Here is a 2,157-nt window from a genome sequence, read left to right on the forward strand (position 1 = left end):
GAAAGCTTGGGGTCGGTTTGAAGGATTCTGCGGAAGATTGCGATGGCGGGTCAGGCGCCGGACGACAGGCACGATGATCAGCGCACGCAACGCACCGCTTCGGCGGTTGGCGCGCGGCGTGAATCCGACGATGACTGGGATGTCGAGCAGCAAGATAACAACATCGTTCCGCTGACGCGGGCCGAGGCCGAAAGGCTGTTTGGCCCGAACGTGAGCAAGCCCTCGCGCGTGACCCCCTACAAGGTGGTGTTCGCGCAAGTGGTCCTGTCCCTGGTTGCAACGCTGGCGTGGTGGCTGTTTTCGAAGTCGCCGGGCGCCGCTGCGCAATCCGCGTTTCTGGGCGGAGCGATCGGCTGGGTGCCCAGTGCGGTATTCGTGGCACGACTGAAGGCAGGTGGCTCGGCCACCGTGATGAGCTGGGTGATGGGCGAAGCCCTGAAACTGGCTCTGACGATCGGGATGTTCACCGCGGTGGCGTTCGGCTGGGCCGGCGTGCACTGGGTGCCGTTCCTCGTCACGTACCTCGTCGTGCTGAAGACGTACTGGATCGCGCTGGCCTGGCGGTAAGGAACAAGCAGCGTGCGGTTTCGACAACGAACCGCACCGGCCCGTTCCCGCAATAGCGTGTTGCGGAACGGGGCAAAACGATTTTCGACAATTTGGGTGGCATTAACGATATGGCAGCTAGCGAAGGCACGCGCGGTCCGGATCCGTCCGAGTACATTGCGCACCACTTGCAGAATTTCTCCACCTCGCATCAGACGTCGATTTTCGACATTCACGTCTGGAATCTCGACACGCTGTTCTGGTCGATCGTTTGCGGCATCGTGACGATCGTCCTGCTGCGTCTGGCCGCCCGCAAGGCGACGTCGGGCGTGCCGGGCCGTTTCCAGTGCGCGATCGAGATGCTCGTCGAAATGGTCGAAGACCAGTCGAAGGCCATCGTCCACGGCAATCGTACCTTCATCGCGCCGCTCGCCCTCACGGTGTTCGTGTGGGTCGCGCTGATGAACTCCCTCGACTTCCTCCCGGTCGACCTGCCGGGCCGCGTGATCGGCCTGCTCGGTCTGTCGGACGTGATTTCCCACCATCGCATCGTCCCGACGGCCGACCTGAACGGCACGCTCGGCATCGCGCTCGGCGTGTTCGTCCTGATGATCTACTACAGCATCAAGATCAAGGGCGCGGGCGGCTTTGCGCATGAGCTGCTGTCGGCGCCGTTCGGCGGCCACCCGGCGCTGTGGATCCCGAACCTCGCGCTCAACATCGTCGAATACGTTGCAAAGACCGTTTCGCTCGGCATGCGGCTGTTCGGCAACATGTACGCGGGTGAGCTGTTGTTCCTGTTGATCGCCCTGCTCGGCAGCATGTGGAGCTTCGGTGGCGACGCAACGTTCCTCGGCTTCGTTGGTCATGTGATCGCGGGTAGCGTCTGGGCAATCTTCCACATTCTGATTGTTCTGTTGCAGGCATTCATTTTCATGATGCTGACGCTGGTGTATCTCGGCCAGGCGCACGACACGCACTAAGCGTGGCGTGCAACAAAGAGTCTTCGTTTTAGTTTTTTAAATCTCAGTTCCAAGTCTTTTCACAAAGGAGTGATCATGCAAGCTTACATCGCCAACATCCAGGGTCTGACCGCCATCGGTATCGGCATCATCATCGGCCTGGGTGCAATCGGCGCCTGTATCGGTATCGCGCTGATGGGTGGCAAGTACATCGAAGCCTGCGCACGTCAGCCGGAACTCATCAACCCGCTGCAAACGAAGATGTTCCTGCTGGCTGGTCTGATCGACGCTGCATTCCTGATCGGCGTTGGTGTCGCAATGCTGTTCGCGTTCGCGAACCCGCTCCTGTCGAAGCTCGCAGGCTAAGGTTCCTCGGAAATATGCGTCCGGCGTGAGCCGGCGCAGGGCGGAACGGAGACTTGGGGCGCTGATCGAATGCAACTCGATGAGCGCCTTACCGTTTCATTTTTCCGGAATAGCAGATAAGGAAACACCGTGAATCTCAACGCAACTCTGTTTGCGCAAATGGTCGTGTTCCTGGTCCTCGCGTGGTTCACGATGAAATTCGTGTGGCCGCCGTTGATCAACGCCCTCGACGAACGTTCGAAGAAGATCGCCGACGGCCTCGCCGCCGCGGAGAAGGGCAAGG

3 protein-coding genes and 1 pseudogene are annotated in these 2,157 nt (G+C 60.2%); all 4 read left to right on the plus strand.

The features are described from left to right. The first annotated feature begins 42 nt into the window (after positions 1 to 42). Positions 43 to 567: an ATP synthase subunit I gene (locus JMF90_RS34445; RefSeq protein ID WP_006477280.1), complete on the plus strand. Its 525-nt coding sequence runs from the start codon at positions 43 to 45 to the stop codon at positions 565 to 567. 110 nt (positions 568 to 677) lie between these two features. Next, on the plus strand, positions 678 to 1,529 hold the full coding sequence (gene atpB, locus JMF90_RS34450; RefSeq protein WP_006477281.1) for a F0F1 ATP synthase subunit A: 852 nt from the start codon (positions 678 to 680) through the stop codon (positions 1,527 to 1,529). A gap of 75 nt (positions 1,530 to 1,604) precedes the next feature. Then, positions 1,605 to 1,874: a F0F1 ATP synthase subunit C gene (gene atpE / locus JMF90_RS34455; protein WP_006482730.1), complete on the plus strand. Its 270-nt coding sequence runs from the start codon at positions 1,605 to 1,607 to the stop codon at positions 1,872 to 1,874. A 129-nt stretch (positions 1,875 to 2,003) separates the two neighbouring features. Further along, a pseudogene (locus JMF90_RS34460) lies at positions 2,004 to 2,157 on the plus strand (F0F1 ATP synthase subunit B); the annotation flags it as partial.

Origin of the sequence: Burkholderia sp. E168m23 (assembly GCF_016586125.1) — a bacterium.
Taxonomy (GTDB): Bacteria; Pseudomonadota; Gammaproteobacteria; order Burkholderiales; family Burkholderiaceae; genus Burkholderia; species Burkholderia orbicola.

What these genes read in the sequence shown, in the direction of transcription:
- JMF90_RS34445 (WP_006477280.1), top strand. Translation starts at nt 43, where the DNA reads ATGGCGGGTCAGGCGCCGGACGACAGGCACGATGATCAGCGCACGCAA.
- atpB (WP_006477281.1), top strand. Translation starts at nt 678, where the DNA reads ATGGCAGCTAGCGAAGGCACGCGCGGTCCGGATCCGTCCGAGTACATT.
- atpE (WP_006482730.1), top strand. Translation starts at nt 1,605, where the DNA reads ATGCAAGCTTACATCGCCAACATCCAGGGTCTGACCGCCATCGGTATC.